The organism is Streptomyces sp. NPDC058239 (genome assembly GCF_042882185.1).
Lineage (GTDB): Bacteria > Actinomycetota > Actinomycetes > Streptomycetales > Streptomycetaceae > Streptomyces.
The window spans coordinates 1-18,036 of record NZ_JBHVWS010000072.1; the positions used below are offsets into that span (position 1 = coordinate 1).

Annotated in this window: 16 protein-coding genes and 6 pseudogenes; 14 read left to right on the forward strand and 8 right to left on the reverse strand. The window is 68.6% G+C overall.

Features of this window, described 5'->3' with window-relative positions; translation table 11 throughout:
* Together ACFVYE_RS41910 and ACFVYE_RS41915 are read left to right on the forward strand one after the other, a co-directional pair.
* Positions 1-802, forward strand: an 802-nt coding sequence (locus ACFVYE_RS41910; RefSeq protein WP_389608710.1) for a transposase, incomplete at its 5' end; no start/stop codon positions are given.
* Between the two features lie 385 nt (positions 803-1,187).
* Positions 1,188-1,967, forward strand: coding sequence for a hypothetical protein (locus ACFVYE_RS41915; protein WP_389608711.1), 780 nt, complete (start codon positions 1,188-1,190; stop codon positions 1,965-1,967).
* Between the two features lie 79 nt (positions 1,968-2,046).
* Here ACFVYE_RS41915 and ACFVYE_RS41920 read toward each other — a convergent pair whose 3' ends face one another.
* Positions 2,047-3,138: an ISAs1 family transposase gene (locus ACFVYE_RS41920; protein ID WP_389608712.1), complete on the reverse strand. Its 1,092-nt coding sequence runs from the start codon at positions 3,136-3,138 to the stop codon at positions 2,047-2,049.
* 598 nt (positions 3,139-3,736) lie between these two features.
* Between ACFVYE_RS41920 and ACFVYE_RS41925 the strand changes: the two genes are divergently transcribed.
* Complete coding sequence (locus ACFVYE_RS41925) at positions 3,737-3,988, forward strand: hypothetical protein (RefSeq protein ID WP_389608713.1); 252 nt, start codon at positions 3,737-3,739, stop codon at positions 3,986-3,988.
* Between the two features lie 93 nt (positions 3,989-4,081).
* Here ACFVYE_RS41925 and ACFVYE_RS41930 read toward each other — a convergent pair.
* A pseudogene (locus ACFVYE_RS41930) lies at positions 4,082-4,222 on the reverse strand (AAA family ATPase); the annotation flags it as partial.
* A 9-nt stretch (positions 4,223-4,231) separates the two neighbouring features.
* Here ACFVYE_RS41930 and ACFVYE_RS41935 point away from each other — a divergent pair.
* Positions 4,232-4,456: a hypothetical protein gene (locus ACFVYE_RS41935; protein ID WP_389608714.1), complete on the forward strand. Its 225-nt coding sequence runs from the start codon at positions 4,232-4,234 to the stop codon at positions 4,454-4,456.
* 62 nt (positions 4,457-4,518) lie between these two features.
* On the opposite strand, the gene ACFVYE_RS41940 is transcribed toward ACFVYE_RS41935, so the two are convergent.
* Together ACFVYE_RS41940 and ACFVYE_RS41945 are read right to left on the reverse strand one after the other, a co-directional pair.
* Positions 4,519-5,019, reverse strand: a complete 501-nt coding sequence (locus ACFVYE_RS41940; protein WP_389608715.1) for an SAM-dependent methyltransferase — start codon at positions 5,017-5,019, stop codon at positions 4,519-4,521.
* Positions 5,020-5,091: 72 nt separating this feature from the next.
* Positions 5,092-6,293, reverse strand: a pseudogene (locus tag ACFVYE_RS41945) (Tat pathway signal protein).
* A 115-nt stretch (positions 6,294-6,408) separates the two neighbouring features.
* Between ACFVYE_RS41945 and ACFVYE_RS41950 the strand changes: the two are divergent.
* The 5 genes and pseudogenes from ACFVYE_RS41950 to ACFVYE_RS41970 all read left to right on the forward strand — a co-directional run.
* Positions 6,409-7,305, forward strand: coding sequence for an IS5 family transposase (locus ACFVYE_RS41950; protein ID WP_383969357.1), 897 nt, complete (start codon positions 6,409-6,411; stop codon positions 7,303-7,305).
* Positions 7,259-7,663, forward strand: coding sequence for a hypothetical protein (locus ACFVYE_RS41955; protein WP_383969360.1), 405 nt, complete (start codon positions 7,259-7,261; stop codon positions 7,661-7,663). The genes ACFVYE_RS41950 and ACFVYE_RS41955 overlap by 47 nt, the downstream gene beginning before the upstream one ends.
* 47 nt (positions 7,664-7,710) lie before the next feature.
* Positions 7,711-7,865, forward strand: a pseudogene (locus ACFVYE_RS41960) (IS5/IS1182 family transposase); the annotation flags it as partial.
* Positions 7,866-8,110: 245 nt separating this feature from the next.
* Positions 8,111-8,560 (forward strand): hypothetical protein, encoded by a 450-nt coding sequence (locus tag ACFVYE_RS41965; protein ID WP_383969363.1) that lies wholly within the window; start codon positions 8,111-8,113, stop codon positions 8,558-8,560.
* A gap of 234 nt (positions 8,561-8,794) precedes the next feature.
* Positions 8,795-9,798: pseudogene (locus ACFVYE_RS41970) on the forward strand (IS3 family transposase); the annotation flags it as partial.
* Positions 9,799-9,972: 174 nt separating this feature from the next.
* On the opposite strand, the gene ACFVYE_RS41975 reads toward ACFVYE_RS41970, so the two are convergent.
* Both ACFVYE_RS41975 and ACFVYE_RS41980 read right to left on the reverse strand, forming a co-directional pair.
* Positions 9,973-10,314, reverse strand: coding sequence for a transposase (locus ACFVYE_RS41975; RefSeq protein WP_389608726.1), 342 nt, complete (start codon positions 10,312-10,314; stop codon positions 9,973-9,975).
* 280 nt (positions 10,315-10,594) lie between these two features.
* Positions 10,595-11,056, reverse strand: a pseudogene (locus tag ACFVYE_RS41980) (transposase); the annotation flags it as partial.
* 283 nt (positions 11,057-11,339) lie between these two features.
* Here ACFVYE_RS41980 and ACFVYE_RS41985 point away from each other — a divergent pair.
* From ACFVYE_RS41985 to ACFVYE_RS42005, 5 genes and pseudogenes are all read left to right on the forward strand, one after another.
* The gene (locus ACFVYE_RS41985; RefSeq protein ID WP_389608716.1) at positions 11,340-12,410 is read left to right on the forward strand and encodes an IS110 family transposase; all 1,071 of its coding nucleotides are present in this window, start codon (positions 11,340-11,342) and stop codon (positions 12,408-12,410) included.
* A gap of 28 nt (positions 12,411-12,438) precedes the next feature.
* Positions 12,439-12,636, forward strand: a pseudogene (locus ACFVYE_RS41990) (IS3 family transposase); the annotation flags it as partial.
* Between the two features lie 360 nt (positions 12,637-12,996).
* Positions 12,997-13,416: a hypothetical protein gene (locus ACFVYE_RS41995; RefSeq protein WP_383969372.1), complete on the forward strand. Its 420-nt coding sequence runs from the start codon at positions 12,997-12,999 to the stop codon at positions 13,414-13,416.
* 67 nt (positions 13,417-13,483) lie between these two features.
* On the forward strand, positions 13,484-14,209 hold the full coding sequence (locus ACFVYE_RS42000; RefSeq protein WP_389608717.1) for a DUF6585 family protein: 726 nt from the start codon (positions 13,484-13,486) through the stop codon (positions 14,207-14,209).
* A gap of 35 nt (positions 14,210-14,244) precedes the next feature.
* Complete coding sequence (locus ACFVYE_RS42005; RefSeq protein WP_383969378.1) at positions 14,245-15,120, forward strand: DUF3592 domain-containing protein; 876 nt, start codon at positions 14,245-14,247, stop codon at positions 15,118-15,120.
* On the opposite strand, the gene ACFVYE_RS42010 is transcribed toward ACFVYE_RS42005, so the two are convergent.
* Complete coding sequence (locus tag ACFVYE_RS42010; protein ID WP_383969381.1) at positions 15,113-16,378, reverse strand: CHAT domain-containing protein; 1,266 nt, start codon at positions 16,376-16,378, stop codon at positions 15,113-15,115. The two genes, ACFVYE_RS42005 and ACFVYE_RS42010, sit on opposite strands and share 8 nt — an antisense overlap.
* A gap of 11 nt (positions 16,379-16,389) precedes the next feature.
* Entirely contained in the window at positions 16,390-18,033 is a 1,644-nt protein-coding gene (locus ACFVYE_RS42015; protein ID WP_389608718.1) for a hypothetical protein, read from the reverse strand.
* Positions 18,034-18,036 lie beyond the last annotated feature (3 nt).

Consider the following 18,036-nt stretch of genomic DNA (forward strand, 5'->3'; position numbering starts at 1 on the left):
CGCCGCCGATCACATCACCGTGCTCGACCAGGCCCTCGCGCAGATCCCCGACGCCCACCGGCACGGCACCGACATCCTGGTCCGCACCGACAGCGCGGGCAGCGCGAAGGCGTTCCTCACGCATCTCCGCGCCTTGCGTGACAACGGCCTTCACCTGCGTTTCTCGGTCGGGTACGCGGTCACCGCACCGGTCCGCCGCGCGATCCGCGCCCTGCCCGAACAGGTCTGGCACCCCGCCCTGGACGCCGACGGGACCCTGCGTGAGTCCGCCGAGGTCGCCGAGCTGACCGGCATGGTCGACCTGAACGGCTACCCGGCCGGCACCCGCATCATCGTGCGCCGCGAACGCCCGCACCCCGGCGCCCAGCTCTCCTTGTTCGACAGTGACGAGGGCCTGCGGCACCAGGTCTTCCTCACCGACACCCCGTACTCCGGCGGCGGCTCGGCCCAGTTCCTGGAGGTCCGCCACCGTGGACACGCCACCGTCGAGGACCACATCCGGTGCGGCAAGAACACCGGCTTCGGACGCTTCCCATCCCGCCTGTTCTCCGTCAACGCCGCCTGGCTCGAGCTCAGCCTCGCGGCCATCGACCTTCTGGCCTGGACCCGCGTCCTGCTGCTGGACGGCGAGCTGGCTACCGCCGAACCCAAGAAACTCCGCTACCGGATCCTGCACGTCGCTGCCCGTCTCACCCGCGGCGGCCGTCGCCTCCACCTGCGGATCGCAGCAACCTGGCCCTGGCGACACCAACTCGCCGCCGCCTTCCACCGTCTGGCCGTCCTACCCCGCCCCGCCAACTGACCAGCCGCCCCGGCCACCTACGACACGAAAGACCTTGGAGAACCCGACCAACGCGCCGGGGCCCCACCATGCCCACCGCCCGATACCGCCTCGATCGACCCCACAGCGTCAACTCGTCACCCCAAGCGAAACAGCGAGGCTAGCGCGTTCCTCCAGGCCGCGCCCGACTGGTTCGCCTTGGCCCGGACAGCCGGCCAGACATCAGCCCTGTACGTCGCGTTTACCGACCGTCGGGAGCTGACTGACGGATCTGACCTGCGCCGATGTGTAGATTACATGTCCGCGATGATGTCGGTGGAGATACGTGACAATGGCTCTGCCTCCAGGTTCGTCAATCGGTTGTCCCGCTGTAACTGACCCTGCCAAGCGCTGTCATACTCCGGGCGTGACGAACGATGCCGCCCTCGGTACCGCTGCTGGTCTGCCTGATCCCGCAGAGCTTTTGGCTGGGAGCAACTGGGGCTCTCTGGAACATGCGTGTGGGACCGCAGAGGACACCCCGAAGATGCTTGTCGCACTGCTGGATGGTGATCAGCAGGCACGAGCCCTGGCCTTGGATCACCTCCATCACGCAGTGCACCACCAGAACACCCTGTATTCGGCGACGGTGCCCGCCGCGCTCTATGTGGCTGCAGTCCTTGCCGACCCGCGTACCACCGTGGCCGTCGACAAGAAGCCCCGCGACTTCCCAGGGCCCCTGCGCTCCGAGTTGCTGGGCTGGCTCGGCTCGGTCGTCTGCGGCGCCGGCGACGAGACAGAAGCGATCAGCCGCCGCCATGGGTTCGAACCCGAGGATTACCCACCGCTCGTAGACACCCGGCAGATCCGCCCGCTGCTTTTTCCTGCAGTCTCAAAGTGTTTCGACGACCCAAACCCGGACGTGCGTGAGGCGGCGATCGCCGCATGCATCCCGCTGCTGGACGATCCCCGGCTGCGCTGTCACCGGGCAACCCTGGTGCCGCTGCTGCGGGAAGTTCTGGGGGTGAGCGCGCTGTGGCAGTACCGCGAGCGAGCCATCGACGCCCTCCTTGCGTGGGGTGAGGACCCCACCGGGCTCGAAGGTCAACGGGAGGCATTCGCGGTCTGCGATCCTCAGGACGACACCATGCCCTGGGCAACGGGACCAACTCTCAAGCCGGGCGACACATCAGATCTCCCGTTCTGAATCAGTGCCCAGCCCGCGGCTTTCGGAGCGACACCTCTACCCGCAGGGCCATTGCGTGATCGAGATGTGTCCGGGTTCGTCACGTGAGTCCGAGTCCCCGCAGGGGCCGGCGGTAGTCGCCACTTGCGTGGCGGAGGGCGGCGGCGATGTTGGTCTGGCCGTCCTGGCGTAGAACGCTGATGGCGAGGTTGCGCAAGGAGGCCATTGCGCGGGGCAGGGTGCCGGTGCGGACCTTGGAGTCGTCCTCGCGGAAGGTGCGGTCCCGCACGTGGTGCAGGAGGTTCTCGATGCCCCAGTGGCCTCTGATCCAGGTGGCGAGTTCGGCGCAGGTGGCGTCGAAGACGCTCAGGCTCGTGATCAGGTAGACGCGCTCCATGGTCAGCTTGCCGGTACTCAGATCGCGGCGCCGGCGCACGACTTGGATCGCCTGACGGGCGCCGGGGTAGTCGATATGGCGGAACACTGCGACCTTGAGCCGGCGGATCTCGTCGCGGTGATGGGCGCGGTCGCGGGTTCGGTGCCCGAGCGGGATCTCCCGCCAGGGCAGCCCTTTGACCTGGGCATACAGGCCGGGGTGGTTCTTCTTGACGACAGCCACGTAGTGGGCGCCACGGCCGGTCAGGTAGGCGCCGTGATCGTGCTGAGTGTGCAGGGCGTCGGCGGTCAGCACGGTGTTCTTCAGATCCAGGGTGTCCAGCAGGGGCTGGAAGGAGGGGATTTCGTTGCTCTTGGAGACGATCTGCCGCTGGGCCAGGACCACGCCTTGATGGTCCATCGCCGCCAGCAGCTGGATCGTCGTGGCGGTCTTGGTACGCGAGCCGCGCACCACCTTGCCGTCGACCGCGATCACCCGCCGCACCGGCTGCTTCCCCTCGGGCGAGGGTGGTGGCAGCACTCTGGCCTGCAGATACGCACTGATCGCCGCGTCCAACGCGTCGCCGTCGACGCGTTGCAGCAGACGCCGCACCGTGGCGGCGTGCGGCACGGGCCGCAGGCCGGTGAACGGGTCGATACCGAAGCCGAGAGTGCCCAGGACGTGCTGCGAAGCATCCGCGACCCACTCACTGATCGCGATGAGCGAGCGGGCCCCGGTCAGCACCGCCGCGACGGCCGCGCACAGCAAAGCGACCGCCGGATACCTCCGCCCCCGCACATCACGGGGATCGGGCACCAGGCTCAGGAAACGACACAGGTCAACAGCATCGCTCGGGGCAAGGGAAGCGGTCTGGGAGCCCAGTTGTTCCATGGCGGAAGGGATGGGCGATGATGTTCGGGCAGGCACGGTCTCGCTCGGTTCTCATGGGTCTCGACAACCACATGATCACCAGCACCGTGCCTGCTCTGCAGCCCCGGCACCCCTGTCTCACAACGGACATGACACCACGTCACTCACGAGACCGGCGAACCGGACGAATCCCGTTCACGCAATGCCCCTGCCTCTACTCGGGCACCTGTTTCAAGACCACTTATCGAACTCCGGTCAGATGTCTTTTCAACGAGCCCGACCATTGTGGAGTGCATGATTGAGCATTTCCGATCTACCCTCGGGCGAGTGAAGATCGGAAATGCTCATTGGCTTCGTTCATCTCTAGGGACAGCGTTTGTCGATGGGTTGCGGAGGCAGTTGGTGATCAACCGGCTCGGGAATGTCGACGAGAGATGACGGCACGTGTCCCGCCCAGGTGAAGGCTGGTCGGCCTCACGAACCTGGCAATCGGTAGGTTGTGCCGTCGCACGTTGAGTCGCCTGTTCAAAGGGGTGGGGCCGGGATGGAAGACCCAGAGATCACGATCAAGCTCACCCGGGACGAAGCGACGATCCTGTCGGACTGGCTGGAGCGGCTGCAGATGACCGACCTCAGCAACACGGTCGACGATCCAGCCGCATGGGCACCGATCCATAGAATTGCCGGCCAGCTCGACAAGATGCTCCCCGCTCTGTTCTTCCCCGACTACGACCAGCGGCTCGAGGAAGCCCGACGCCGCCTGCGTCCCATCGATGACGACGGCCCTGAAGACTGAGCCGATCGAATCTCGCGACAGGGCAGCACTGCCCGCGAATGCGGACGGCCCGCCGCCCGTCAGGGCGGCCGTCGAGGCAGGCAGCGGCAGACGTCAGCCAGCCTTGGCGGGCTCCTCAGCTCGGGCCCGGGTGCTGGCGAGGCGGTAAGAGTCGGTGCCGGTCTCGATGATGGTGCCGTTGAAGGTGAGGCGGTCGACGATGGCCGCGCAGAGGCGAGGGTCGGTGAACTGGTCACCAACGCCGTGGTTCACGGTGAGGGCGAGGTCGTCCTCCGGATCACGGTGGCCGTCGACGTGGTGCGCGTCTCGGTAACCGACCACAAACCGGCCCCAGCTGTACTCAAGGAAGCCGGACACGACGGTGAATCCGGTCGCGGGATCCGGCTTGTCGACGCGATCTCAGACGCGTGGGAGAGCAACGGCGAGGAGACGTGGTGTGAGTTCCGGGACGCGAGGACTGCGGCTTGAGTCAGACCTCCAGCTGGTCCCCGACCATGCGACTGACGAGCAGCACAGCTCAGCCACTCCCGCTACACAGGGCGCTCCGAAGGCCGTTCGCTTGCCTTCGCCCAGTAGTCCGGTTCCAGCATCTCGCCAGGCCATGCCGGCTGACGGATCGGGCCCCGAGGCCCCATCTGCTCGAAGTGCGGCGCCAGGTCGATCACGGGCGTCCCTTCAACGGCGTCGAGATCGGTGACCAAGAGGTCTCGGCCTTCGACCTTGAGCAACCGCGGGTAACTGATCGCCAGTTGGTTGGGGCGCCGGTGGTTGCGGTGGACGAACGTACCTGTCGCGGGCCAGTTCTGGTTTCCCCGAGGACTGCGTGCATGGAGCTGGACGTCTTCGGGTCGCGCCAAGTGGAAGCGCCAGGTCACGGTCAGGTGGGAGAACTCCTCAATTCCTTGCAGCGTTTCGAGGGGGTACGCGTCGTCGAGCCTGATGATCGATTCGACCCCGCCTTGGTAGTCGTCCTGAACGCGAGTGTGGCCCCCAACGACCGTTGCGATCGATTCGACCTCGTACGTCACCATCAGCGCTCGTTCCTCTCCCTGGGCGTAGCGCGTGCGGCGGCCTCCTGTCGACGCCGCGGATCTGCTCGTCGGTCAGCCTATGGCGCGCAGCATGTCTCGCGCACGCCGGTCCAGTTCGGCGACGTGGCGACCGCCGCGTTGCCGGACGGGCGAGAGGTCGCTCTGCATGCGAACGATGATGTCGCGGGCCCGGCCGGACTGGACGCCGGCCATGGCGTCGAGGGCTCGGTTCCAGGTGGCGCACGCCTCGTCGAGGCGTCCCTGCTGTACCTGGACGGCGCCGAGGTAGCCGAGGGTCACGCTGTGGGTGCGGGCGTATTGCTGGCGGCGGCGGGTGGCAACGCTGCGCTGGAAGTGGATCTCCGCGTCCAGCGGCTGGCCCATGTCGCGCAGGGCGCAGGCGGTCTCGTGGGCCAGGGAGGCTTCCTGGAAGAAGCCCACGCGGCTGGGGGCATCGCCGTTGTCTGCGCGGGAGAGGTCCCGCTCTGCGCGGCTGATGGCCGCAAGGGTGCCGGCGTGGTCGCCGTCTGCCGCGAGGGCTCGGGAGTGAACGATCGCGAGCAGGGCCTTCTCGCGGTGGCTGGCCTGGCCGTAGCGGTCGCGGGACATGGATGCGTCGGCCAGGGCGAGCGCTCGGCGGGGGTGCCCGAGGTCCACGGCTTGGTGCGCGAGGGCGCGCAGGATGTGGCCGCCGAGCGGTCCGTCGCCCGCTTCGGCCGCGTGCGGGCGGCCAGGGTGAGGTAGCGCTGGGCGGTGCGGTGCTCGGAGGCGTCGAAAGCCATCCACCCCGCCAGGTAGGTCATCTCCGCAACGGCCGAGTACGTGTCGCGGCGGAGCTGCTCCGTGCGGAACCTGCTGCCGAGCAGGGGCACCGCTTCGTCGCGAAGATGGCCGGCGAGGGCCGAGCGCCCCGAGGCTCCACCGCGCTGTTGGTCCCGAGCGGAGTAGAAGATCGTCAGGTCGCGGACATCATCGATGTCGGCTTGGGCCACCAGCCGGGGGGAGACTTCTGGGCGCTTCGCCGCTGCGGCAGGGGCGGCTGCCCACCACGAGGCGGTGGGCAATGCGAGGCTGGCGGCCGAGTACGCGGCGGTCGCCAGCAGCTTGCGTCGGTGCATATCGAGGTCGTCGCTTCCCAGCTCGGCCAGCACGGTCAGAGGGTCGACGCTCCAGTCGGAACCGCTGTCGGTCGTGCCTGTCGGCTCTTCTTCCAGCCCGAGGTCGGCCAGGGTGAGGCGGCGGCCGAGTCTGCGGGACAGCGTCTCGCGAAGGATATGGGGCGCTCAGAGGGTGTTAAGTCCCGTTCCTGATGATGTGGTGTCGCTCTTGCGTGGGTGATGGGTCGGTTCCGTCCTCGCTTCATGTCGTGTGCATGATGGGGTCGCGGGCATGGAACGGATGCCGTACGCAACCGACTTGTCCGACGAGCAGTGGGCGTTGATCGAGCCGCTGGTCACCGCGTGGAAGCAGGACCGGGTGTCGCGGTCGGCGACCGGGGACCCGGGCTCCTGCGACCTGCGCGAGGTCGTGAACGCGCTGCTCTACCAGAACCGGACGGGCTGTCAGTGGCGTCTCCTGCCGCACGACCTCCCGGCCTGGTCGGCGGTGTTCTACTACTTCAGCCTGTGGCGCGAGGACGGCCTTGACCAGCGGATCCAGGAGATCCTGCGCTGCCAGGTGCGGGAGCGGTCCAGGCGATTAGAGGACCCGTCCCTGGTGATCATCGACACCCAGTCCGTCCGCGTGGCGGCCGGAGTGCCGAAGAAGACGACGGGACTGGACGCGAACAAGAAGACGCCCGGCAGGAAGCGGGGACTCGCCGTCGACGTACTGGGCCTGATCATCGGTGTGGTGATCCTCGCCGCGAGCGCGCACGACAACGAGGCCGGCATCGCCCTGCTGGACCAGGCGGCCGAACGATGCGGGATGTGCCTGGAAAAAGTCCTCGTCGACCAGGGCTTCAAAGACGCCGTGATCATCCACGGGGCGGTGAAGGACATCACCGTCGAGGTGGTCCGCCGCAACCCCGACGACAAGGGCAAAGGCTTCGTCCCGCAACCGAAACGATGGGTGGTCGAGCAGGTCAACGGCACCCTCATGCTGCACCGGCGCCTCGCCCGCGACTACGACCACCGGCCCGACAACGCGGCCTCCCGCGTCTACTGGGCCTCCACCGCCGGCATGCTCCGCCGCCTCACCACCCCTACCCCACATGGCGTGACGACGTGGAGCTGGCCGCGTGAACGTCTGCGAACTCCTGCGACTGCTGCAGACCAAACACGATGAGACCGCCGCACGAGCCGACAACCTGCGCGAGCAGATCGAGCGGCTCACCACCGCCCTCGCCGAGACCGAAGCCCGCCTGGCCGAGCTCACCGCCACCCGCAAGGTCATCGACGGCCTCACCCCACCCGACCACGAACCGGCCCCCGCGCAGACCACCACCGCCACCGTCTACCAGCGCATCGTGACCGCGTTCAACGAGCACCCCGGCAAGGTGTTCCGCGTCCACGATCTGCACGAGCACCTCGGCCTGCCCACCGACGAGCCCTCGATCAACGTCACCCGCTCCCGCCTGGGACGACTCGCCCGTCAGGGATTCCTCGAGCAACCCGGACGCGGCCGCTACCAGAAACGGACTTAACGCCCTCTGAGTAAGGTGCGGCTCTTTTGAAGTGACGGTCGGGGTCAATCGTCATCGATGCCGACACCCGGCTCGTCGTCGTGGTCGGCCGGCCCCTGCCCACAACCACAACGACTGCATGGCGTGGGTGGAATCCGGTGCGAAGGCCGCCGTCGGCCGCACCATGACGGTCGCCGACGGCGGCACGACATTCCCGGGAACGCCCATCCGCATGGCCCCGATCTCCGGGATGCCCGTCGCGGGAGCGGCGTGCTTGGTGTAGCCGTACCCGTAACTCGGCGGGACAAGGGGAAGGTGAGGGCGCGAAGATCCCATGGAGGTATGGGATTTGACCTTCACGCCGCCTCCACACATACTGACGTTCAGTGCAATGTCACATTGTAACTGCATCCTGAGTGCATCAGTGATGCCTATGAACGACGCCTCTGAACAGGGAGAACTACCCTCATGTCTCGTATCGCTCTGCTCGCCACCGCGGCCGTGGGCCTGGCCTTATTCGGCGCGGCCCCGGCCACCGCCGCACACGCCCCCACCACCACTGCCACCACCGTGACGTGCGGTCCGTCCGCCCTCCGGGTGGGCTTGTCGACCAAGGTGTGCGCCGAAGTCACCGGCAACAGCGTGCAGTTGTACGGCCAGATAAGCCTGTCGGGCCCGCCCAGCCCGGGCTCCACGCTCCCGGTCAAGGACCTGACCACGACCCTCACCGGCAACGCCGTCGGCGGCACCTCCCTCGGCCACCTGGTGCAGCCGGTCCGTTTCCAAGCCGCGACCACCCAGGTCCGTGGCGTCGGCGGCACCGTCCCCTGCGGCTCGACCGTCCACGCCGAGTTCACCTCATCCGCCCTCGGCTATCCCTCCAGCCCGGTGACCCTGGACGTTCCGGTCACCTGCTGACGAACGTCCGAAACAATGAGCAGGCTGCGCGGCCGGAACCGGACGCGGAGCCTGCCCGCGGCAGCGAGGGCGGTTACTTCGGGCAGCCCTTGAATTCCCCGGTCTCCCACGCTGTGCGGCAGATGGCCCGCCACTGGGAGAAGGTCCGCCAGGGGGCGGCCCGAAGATGAGGTGACCCCGGCGGTGTGGAAACTCTGACAATTGGATCTCGCAGATCCGAGGAAGGGTGTCCTGGTGGGACGGAAGTCTCCGTATCCGGCGGAGTTCAGGAACGATGCCGTCGCGCTGTACCGCGCGGCGGGCGGGAAGCGCACGTATGCGGCGGTCGCGGCGGATGTCGGGGTGACCGGCGAGACGCTGCGGAGCTGGGTGCGCCAGGCTGACGAGTTGGCAGGCCGCAGCCGTAGTGAGGTGCCCGGGGAGAACCGGAATGAGGAACTGGCACGGCTGCGGGCCGAGATCGGCCGGCTACGAAAAGCGGAGAAGGAGTGGCAGCTCGAGCGCGAGATCTTGCGCCGGGCAGCCGCCTATTTCGCCACGGAGATGAAGGCATGACCCGCCGCTGGGACTTCGTCTCCACGTATCGCGCCGAGTTCGGCGTCCAGCGGATATGCCGGGCCCTTCAGGTCTCCCGCTCGGGCTTCTACCGGTGGCTCGCCGGTGCGAAGGCCCGCGGGGTCCGGCAGGCAGCCGACATCGCCCTGGTCGAGGAGATCCGCGAGGTCCACACCGCGCACAAGGGGATGCACGGAGTCCGCCGCGTCCATGCTGAGCTGCGGGGATTGGGACACACCGTCAACCGCAAGCGCATCGAGCGGCTGATGCGCCTCAACGGCATCGAGGGCCGTCACCTGCGGCGCCGCAAGCACACCACCGTCCCGGACCTGCTCGCGCCGCCCGCCCCGGACCTCATCCAGCGCCAGTTCACCGCCGCCCGGCTGGACAAGAAGTGGTGCGGCGACATCACATACGTGCAGGTCGGCGGCACGTGGCTGTATCTCGCCTGCGTCCTGGACATCTACTCGCGTCGGGTACTCGGCTACTCAATGGCCTCGCACATGCGCGCCGAACTGGTCATCGACGCCCTGAAGATGGCGGTCGCGGCCCGCGGCGGCACCGTCGCCGGAGTGATCTTCCACGCGGACAGGGGCTCGCAATACACGTCGGCCGCGTTCGCGCAGGTCTGCGACGGTTTCGGGATCCGCAGGAGCATGGGCCGGGTCGGCTCGAGCTATGACTGTCAGTCTGTTCGTACCGGATCCCGCAAGGATCGGGTGGTCCCGGCCGTGACGGTCCGACTCTTGCTTATGACTGACCCCACGGGTGTCCTGGCGTTGATCTGTCGACCGTCCGGCCGGGCACGCAGCAAGCGCTGCCGCCGGACGGACGTGACCTGATAGCGCCTCTGTGTGTCAAGCAGCTTGAGCGAGGTGGGGTCGTTGGTCTCGTTTCATGATCCGGTAGACCACGTTGGACAGGCGTCGTTTCAGGGCCCGGCGGGCCTCCGAAGGCGTCTTCCCCTCACTGATCTTGCGGAGGTAGTAGTCCTGCCCGCGCCCGCCGTCGCGGATCTGGCAGACGGCGATGGTGTGCAGGACCGAGTTCAGTGCGCGGTTGCCGCCGGTGTTGAGCCGGTGGCGGACGTTGTTGCCGCTGGAGGCGTCCAGGGGCGCGCTGCCGGTGTAGCTGGCGAAGTGGTGCTCGGTGGGGAACCGGCTGATGTCCCCGATATGGCCGATGACCTTCGCGGCCAGCGGTGCCCAGGCCCGGCAGGGTGGTCAGCGTCGTGCGGGTCACGGCGACGGCCTCGCGCATCTCGGCTTCGTTGTCCTTGACCTGCCGGTCCAGTCTGCGCAGGTCGGCCAGCAGGTCACGGGCTATGTCCCGGCGGCAGTTGTCGGTGGCCGTGACCGGCCGGATGCCCTTCATCAAGGCGGCAGCCTTGTCGGCCGACAGGCCGGTGGGTGCTCCGCCGGGCAGGAGATCGCGCAGGACGGCGTGGAGCCGGTTCAGGACGCGGGTGCGTTCGTGCACCAGGTCGTCTCGCCGTTCGGTCAACAGCCGCAGGATCGTGGTCTGGTCTTCCCGCACGACGGGGCGCAGGTCGTGGCGGAAGAGGGCGACCTGGGCGACGTGGAGGGCGTCCTTGGCGTCGGTCTTGCGGTCGCCGCCGGTGGCCAGCAGGCGGGCCCTGGCCGAGAGGGTGGAGGGCACGTCGACCACGTTCTCGCCCGCGGCGGCCAGCTGCTGGGCGAGCGAGCGGCCCAGGCCGCCGGCGCCTTCGACGGCGAAGCGGCGATCAGACCACTGCTCGCACCAGCGCATCAGCTGGCGGAAGGTTCCGGCGTTGACGACGAACCGGCGCTGGGCCACCTGGTGGCCTGCGGCGTCGACGGCGACGGCGGTGTGGGACGACTTGTGGGGATCGACACCGATCAGGATCACAGGCTGCTGCCCTCGCACTCGATGAGAAAGGAAGGGGAGTGCGGTGGGCACCCTGACTTGAAGTCACTGCATCACCTTCATGCCTCTGTCGAGCCACACCGCGCGGGTGTCGGCCGGCGGCGGCACGCTATCAGTGAGCCAGCCCGAGGGCGGCAAGGAGCACTGCGGGCCCATGCCGACCGACACCCTGGACGCTACGGCTGCAGACCGAGCGTCTGGGGCTAATTCAACAAGTCAGGAGCCTGGAGCCAACTCGTCAAAGCGTCCCCGTGACAGTCCTGTCCGTCCGGCCGGCGACAGCGTGCATCCCACGCTACCGACCGGAGGGAACCTCGTGAACACCAACGAGCAGCACAGGTCCGGGCACGTCGTGATCGGCGTCGATACACACAAGCACGTGCACGTCGCAGCCGTGATGGACACGATCGGCGGGATCCTGTCGAGCCTGACGATTCCCACCGACACCGGCGGATTCCAGCAACTGCTGGACTGGGCAACCTCGTTCGGTAGCCTCCTGGCGTTCGGGGTCGAGGGCACCGGCTCCTACGGCGCCACCCTGGCCTCGTTCCTCCGCCGGGCCGGGCACAAGGTGGTCGAGGCCGGCCGCCCCGACCGACGGCTCCGGCGGATGAACGGAAAGTCCGACACCCTGGACGCCGAGAATGCAGCCCGAGCCGTCCTGGCCGGGTTCGCGACAGCCACGCCCAAGAGCGCCGACGGCGCGGCCGAGATGATCCGTCAGCTCAAGATCGCCCACGACCAGGCTGTCGAACAGCGCACAGCAGCGATGGTCACCATGAAAGCCATGCTTGTCCACGCCCCCGATTCCCTGCGGAACGAGACTGCGGGCAAAACGCAGATCACCCTGGCCCGGCACCTCGCAGCCCTGCGTCCTCGGCAGATGGAAGGCCCCGAGGACGCACTGCGCCATACTCTGCGCACGCTGGCCAAGAGGTGGCAGTACCTCGACGCCGAGGCCAAGGACCTGACGAAAATGATCGGCGATCTGGTCCACCGCGCCGCTCCACAACTCCTCGCACCGTTCGGCATCGGCGTGGACACCGCGGCGGAGACCCTCGTGGTGACCGGCGACAACCCCGAGCGCATCAGGTCCGAGGCAGCCCTTGCCAAGCTCGCGGGCATCGCCCCGGTGCCCACCGGCTCTGGCATGACCAGCGGCCGGCACCGCATCAACCACGGCGGCCACCGACAGCTCAACGCCGCGATCTACCGCACCGTCATCGTCCGCATGCGTTTCCACCAACCCACGATCGACTACGTCACCCGCCGCACCGCCGAAGGCAAGACGAAACGCGAGATCATCCGCTGCCTCAAGCGCTACGTCATCCGCGAGGTCTATCACCTGATCCAGCCCGCTCCACGAACACTCCACGCAGTGAGTTGACAGCTATAGGAGCGTCAACGCCCTCGCCGAGTCGTTCTGGCAGGGGCTCAAGAGGGAGACGATGCACCAGAGGCTGTTCTCGACGGTGCACCAGGCGAGGCTGGAGATCTTCCAGTGGCTCACCTACTACATCTCCCGCAGGCGCCACAGCGCCCTCAACTACCTCTCACCAGCCGAGTTCGAACAGCAACACCGGCGAGGACGTAAACTCACACTCGCAGCATGAACCCCCGTGTCCACACTCCGGGGGACACCACACCCTCAGGTGAGCCGGCGGAGTACCAGGCCCGACCCTCCCCTGGCCGAGCGAGCTTGATCTGATGGCGCAACTCGCCGGTACGCGGGTGCGCGAACGCCTCCGGGACTGGGACCGCGCCCCCTTCACCGGAGCGAGCCGCAAGCACGTCTCCGTCTGCAAGAAAATCCGACGCCTACTCCCCCACCGCCCCGCCGGGACGTGAACCTGGGATCGGTAGGCGCGGCAGCTCACCTAGCGTCCACACCGTCAGGACATACTCGGCGGCACTGCCCGGTCGGCAGCGCGCAGTCGGTAGTCCGCAGCCAACGGTGCAGAGGAGAGTGCGTCATGGGAGTCTTCGACAAGCGTCGCCGGAGCCGCGAGGAGAAGGCCGCGGAGATCGTCGACCAGGTGGCCAGCGGCAAGGGCTTCTACGGTCGGGCCACGCGCGCGTTCATGGGCAGCGAGAACTTCGCCGAAGTCCAGCAGTCCATCCGCGCGTACAAGTCCGGTGGCGAGGTACAGCAGTTGCTCGCCGCGGGGATACCGACCGTCCCGGCGGTCGTCGTGTCGATCAGCGACACGGGCAAGCTGGTCAACTTCGACCCGGTGGTGAACCTTGTCGTCCAACCGACCGGAGCGGCGGGCGGCCAGGTCACCCTGCAGACCCTGGTGTCCAAGCTGCAGATCCCCCGTGTCGGCGACCAGGTACTCCTGCTGGCCGATCCCGCGAATCCCGGCGGCTACCTCTACGGCGGGGTGGCCTGACCGACGCCGCCTGCGGACCGCTCGCCATTCCATTCGATCCGATCAACCCGACGCGAGGCAGCAACCCATGGCAGCACCGACCGCTCTGACGCCCGAGGCCGCAGACCTGGCGGCCCGTCACAACCTCGGCGCGCTGGAGACCACCTTCGCCCCCAAGCGCCTGAACAAGCTGATCTCCGCCGCTATCTGGCTGGCGATTGTCACGCTGCTGCTCATGCTCGTGGTCCCTGGCCTGGTGTACCTCTGGACGCTGCGCAAGTTGCCGGACTTCAACCCGAAGCAGGCCTCCAAGCGACTGCATCTCTTCGAGAACGGGATGATCGCGCAACCGCAGGCCGGCGACGGCATGGTTGCCATTCGCTGGGACTCCGTCAGGCTCTACCAGGACATCACCCAGACGTACTCCAACGGTGCGCCGGCTTACCGGCACTGCACCTACGTCGCTCTCGCCCCCGGCGCGAGCGCGACGATCACGGAGTTCTTCGAGAACCCCGAGACCTGGGGGTCCAGGATGCAGGAGGCCGTGGTCCACGCCCAGGGGACGAAAGTACTGGAAGCGGTACTGGCGGGCGAGACCGTCCGCTTCGGTGCCTTCGAGGTCTCCGGTCTCGGCATAGCCACCGCGCAGAAGGGCCTCCTCTCCTGGCCCGATGTCCAGGAGATCCAGCTCAGGGCCGGCTGGGCCCGGGTCATGCGAACCGGCGTATCCGATGCCTGGGATGCCGACGCGGTCAGCAGGATCGCGAACCTCTATGTCTTCCTGACCATCGCAGAGAACCTCTCCGCGCAGTAGCGGACGCAGCACACCAAGGACGGAGGGAGAATCGGATGGACGGTCAGGGGATGCTGGGCCTGTGGTGGACGGTGCCGACGGGGCTGGCGCTGGTCGGGTACGGGAGCTCACTGGCCGGGGTGACGCGGCCACAGCGGGCGGTGTGGGTGACGGCGCGGGTGGTGGAGGTGCATCAGCCGGGCCACGGTGACTCCAAGAGGCCCGGGATACCAGTGACGGTCGCGTTCCAGGACCCGGCCACGGGGCGGGAGTTCAGGCTGCGGCACGCGGGGAAGAACGGCCACGTGGTGGAAACAGCATGGGTGGGCCGGGAGTTCCCGGTGCGTTATCCACAGGGGCGGCCGGAGCGGTTCCACCTGATGCTGGACATGTGGGGGGAGACGCGAGGGATGGGCGGGCCGAACTGCGCGGTCTTCCTGCTGCTGGTGGGGCTGGTCATCCAGGCGTTCTTCGTGTGGGGCTGGCCGAGAGGGCTGATCTGCCTCGGTGGCCTGCTGTTCCTCATCGTCGCGATCAGCCGGGACTGCCAACTTGCGCGCGCCCGCGCGGCTCTGTTGGCCGAGTCCGTCGCCGTCCCGGGCCGCGTGGTGGCCGTCACCAAGGACGTCTACACCGACGGGGAGGGCGACGAGATCGTCAACCACGCTCCCGTCGTCGCCTTCACCACCCATGAGGGAATCCTTGTCACCGCGCTGTGCCGAGAGGGCATCCCGGACCCCAGCCTGTCCCTCGACCGCGACCTCACGATCCACTACGCGCCCGCCGACCCGTCCGTCCTCACCCCCGACCTCGACCACGACCGCCGCGAGCGGGCGACGAGCGTCAGGTTCATCGTCACGCTGCTGCTCGCCGGAATCGCGGCGGTCGCGGCGGGCGTGATCTCCCTCTACCACCTCTTGCCCGTCACCTGACGATGCAGGTTATGGCCGCCCACAGCAGGGGCGAGTGTTCGACCCGGCCGCCGGTGCGCCAGCGGTCCAGTTGCTCTCGCTGCCAGACGCCGAGGCGGTGCACGGGGTCGCGGTGTTCGTGGGCGGTGTCGACGGCGATGACGGCCTCCGTGAGCGGGCGTACGGGCTCGGGCACGTCGGCCAGCCGGTGGAAGGCGAGGCTGGTGGGCAGCACCCAGCGGGTGGCGGTGACCAGTTCGGCACCATTGTGGATCATCGCGGACGCCAGGCCGAACGACTCGGCGAACCGCAGATCGCCGCCGCTCTCACAGGCGATCAGGGCGACGCGCGCGGGCGCGGGCCACAGCTGGGCCCCGGGGACGCCGTCGGCCCGCAGGGGGAGCGTGCCCAGGAGGAGATCCTTGGCCGACAGCGGCCGGTGGGTGCGGATCACATCCGTCAGCCCATCGGTTCCCGGACCGCAGCACAGATGAAGCGTGCCGTCCTCGCTCTGCCCGCTCTCGACCGGCGCGCCGCTCACATGCCCGACGTACATCAGCCGGCGCGCCCCCTTCCTCAGCACGCCGCCCAGCCAGTCCCGGTCCAGATCGGTGCGGCGGAACGCCTCGGCGGGAGTGGCCACGGGCGGCACGACGGTGCCCGCGTCGAGACGGCGCTGTACGAGCGACAGCAGCGCCGGGTCCGCCCCGGGCGGGCCCAGCACCGAGCCGAGCGGGGAATCAGCCCGGAACCCGGGCACCCTGGGGTCGAGGACGAGCACGACGGCGTCGGCTTCGGCGTCCGGTGCCGGACGCGTGGCGGCGCCGGGCCGCCGCAGCGAGGCCGGCGCGGTGGTCACGACGTCCGCGAGGTCGATGAGCCGTACGTCACCGCCGCTGCCGTCATCGTCATCCTCCACGGCGAGCCCCTCCCACGGGACCTGGGCGACCCGGGGCGACGGCTGGATCCGCACCAGCGGGCGGCCCGCGCGCTCCGACACGTGGCGGATCTGCTCGGTCAGGCCCGGCGGCCACAACGCCTCGGCCAGCACGCGCGCGAGCCGGCGTTCGGCCTCGTACGCGGCCATCGCCCCCGACGCGAAGGCGCGCCGCATCCCCTCCGCCCCCTCGCCCGCGCCGGGCAGTGCGGCGGTCAGCGCGCGGACCGCCTGGGCGACCTCCTCGGAGGGCGCGTGCCCGGTGCCGAATCCCTGGGCCACGCGCGTCCACGTCCAGGTCATGTACAGGTCGCCGGCGTCGGCCAGCCGGACCTGGACCACCGGGCGGTTGGTCAGGCCGTCGGCGACCAGAACAGCACCTCCTCCTCGCTCACGATCCGCCGGTGATACCGGAATTCGGCCGCCTTGATGTACTGCTCAAGCGCGATGCGGCCCGTTTCCGGTGACATCACCACCCTCGGCGGCGGCGCGACGCGCAGGCCGACGGAGGCGGCGGCCTCGGCCGCCACGCCGCCCAGCGTCATCGGGCCGTCGGCGGGCGCGTACGTCTTCATGGCGGCGTCCGGGAAGACCGTCCCCTCGCCGGGGGCAGCCGGCGGCGTACGGTCGGTGCGGCCCAGAACCAGCGAGGCGCCCGCGCAGCGGTGTTCCACCAGTTCGAAGAGCAGCCCCTGATCGCCGCTGCGGTTGACGAGGCGGAAGGCCAGCCGCATGGCGTCGTCTGCCAGTTCCAGCCACTGGCTGCGCGCGTGGGCGGTGGCGAAGTCGTAGCGTGCCGCCTCCAGCGCCAGCGCGACGGGAAGCGCGAGAGAGATCGCGGTGGCGATCGCGGTGGCGATCGACGCCGGCTCGTAGTCGCCGGGGTTGATCCGGTTCAGGTTGTCCTCAAGGATCCGGGCGAGCATCAGGTCCACCTGTGCGCACCGCTCGTACACCCCGCGCTCCTGGTACACATCGCGCGCCGCCTGGGCCAGCCGCTGCAGCTCGGCGATGTCGCCCCGGTCGTACGCCTGCTGGGCGGCCAGCAGCATGGTGTCGGCGGCGGCGATCGCGGAGCCGAGCCGTTCGAAGCGGGCCAGGCTCGACGCCATCAGGTCGTTCGCGCCGGTGGCGTCGCCGCGGCGCTCGGCGAGGGAGGCACGCGCCTGATCGCAGACCGCGAGATCCTCGAACTGGCCCTGCCGTTCGAAGATCGCGGAGGCCTCGGCGTACAGCTGTTCCGCGCGGTCGAGGTCGCCGGCGCGCATCGCGGCGTACGCCCGGTGGGAGATCAGCTGCTGCCGCCCAGCGTTGTGTCCCAGCGCCAGATAACCATCATCCGCGCGGGCGAAGTAGTCCTCCGCCAGGTCGAACCGCCGGGTCGAGGCGCAGATGATTCCTAGGCAGTCCAGCAGATGCGGCACGATCGCGGGCGTGGTGGACAGCAGCGCCGAAGCCAGCTCCTCGGCCGCGCCCCACTCGCTCCGGTCCACCAGCAGATGCACCCGGGTCTGGCCGATCTCCGCGGTGCGCAGCCCCTCGGGATCGTTGAACTCGGCCAGCAGGGTCGCCGCCTCGTCCACAGCCGCCTGCGCCTCGTTCAGGCTCCCGGTCCTGCGCATCAGTTCGGTCCTGGCCAGCAGTGTCTTCAGCAGGACTTCCAGCCACAGTTGACGGCCGCGCGGCCCCATCGGCACGGACGCGACGCCCCGCACCAGACCGAGGGCCTGCTCGATGGAGAGGGCCGCACGGGGCAGATCCGTGGCCGTGAGCTGGACCGTCCCGATATCGGACAGCAAGTGCCCCCGCAGGAGCCGCACATCGGGAGACTCCTCGAACGACTCGGCGAGGGTGAGCAGTTCTTCGTAGACGGCCTGCGCGGCAGGGAGATCTGAGGTCAGTTGATGGTGCTCAGCGAGTTCGAGGCCGCTGTCGAAGGGCTCGCCGTAGCTCAGTCCCGCCAGCTGTTCTGCCTGTTCGGCTTCGTCCTCCGGCATGGG

Excerpts from the sequence above, each read along its gene's own strand:
- ACFVYE_RS41925 (WP_389608713.1), top strand. The coding sequence starts at position 3,737 with ATGGAAGACCCAGAGATCACGATCAAGCTCACCCGGGACGAAGCGACG.
- ACFVYE_RS41940 (WP_389608715.1), bottom strand. The coding sequence starts at position 5,019 with ATGGTGACGTACGAGGTCGAATCGATCGCAACGGTCGTTGGGGGCCAC.
- ACFVYE_RS41950 (WP_383969357.1), top strand. The coding sequence starts at position 6,409 with ATGGAACGGATGCCGTACGCAACCGACTTGTCCGACGAGCAGTGGGCG.
- ACFVYE_RS41965 (WP_383969363.1), top strand. The coding sequence starts at position 8,111 with ATGTCTCGTATCGCTCTGCTCGCCACCGCGGCCGTGGGCCTGGCCTTA.
- ACFVYE_RS41995 (WP_383969372.1), top strand. The coding sequence starts at position 12,997 with ATGGGAGTCTTCGACAAGCGTCGCCGGAGCCGCGAGGAGAAGGCCGCG.
- ACFVYE_RS42000 (WP_389608717.1), top strand. The coding sequence starts at position 13,484 with ATGGCAGCACCGACCGCTCTGACGCCCGAGGCCGCAGACCTGGCGGCC.
- ACFVYE_RS42005 (WP_383969378.1), top strand. The coding sequence starts at position 14,245 with ATGGACGGTCAGGGGATGCTGGGCCTGTGGTGGACGGTGCCGACGGGG.
- ACFVYE_RS42015 (WP_389608718.1), bottom strand. The coding sequence starts at position 18,033 with ATGCCGGAGGACGAAGCCGAACAGGCAGAACAGCTGGCGGGACTGAGC.